This is a genomic window from Paraburkholderia ginsengiterrae, assembly GCF_001645125.1.
Taxonomy (GTDB): Bacteria; Pseudomonadota; Gammaproteobacteria; order Burkholderiales; family Burkholderiaceae; genus Paraburkholderia; species Paraburkholderia ginsengiterrae.
On sequence record NZ_LXKA01000116.1, the window covers coordinates 1 to 510 of the forward strand.

1 pseudogene is annotated in these 510 nt (G+C 72.5%); it reads right to left on the reverse strand.

Features of this window, described 5'->3' with window-relative positions:
* A pseudogene (locus A6V37_RS43115) lies at window positions 1–510 on the reverse strand (hypothetical protein); the annotation flags it as partial.

Here is a 510-nt window from a genome sequence, read left to right on the forward strand (position 1 = left end):
GGCCGACCGCCGTACGCCGTGCTGGGGGCGGGCGTGGGCGGGAAGGCGGTCGGGCAGGTCGGCGCGTGGATGAGCATGGCAGGCGCGCTGGAAGGCAAGCGCGCGTCCGTGCTCGACTGCATGGGGTTCGCGCGGAAGGGCGGCTCGGTGCTGTCGTTCGGGCGCTTCGCCGCGCGCGACGCGTGGCTCAATCAGGTGCGTATCGACACGCAACAGGCCGACGTGCTGCTCGCCTGCGACATGGTAGTCGGCGCATGCGCCGACTACCATGTCGCAGGCGAGCAGCACGTCGGCCTGTTGCGTGTCGATACGCACCTGATTGAGCCACGCGTCGCGCGCGGCGAAGCGCCCGAACGACAGCACCGAGCCGCCCTTCCGCGCGAACCCCATGCAGTCGAGCACGGACGCGCGCTTGCCTTCCAGCGCGCCTGCCATGCTCATCCACGCGCCGACCTGCCCGACCGCCTTCCCGCCCACGCCCGCCCCCAGCACGGCGTACGGCGGTCGGCC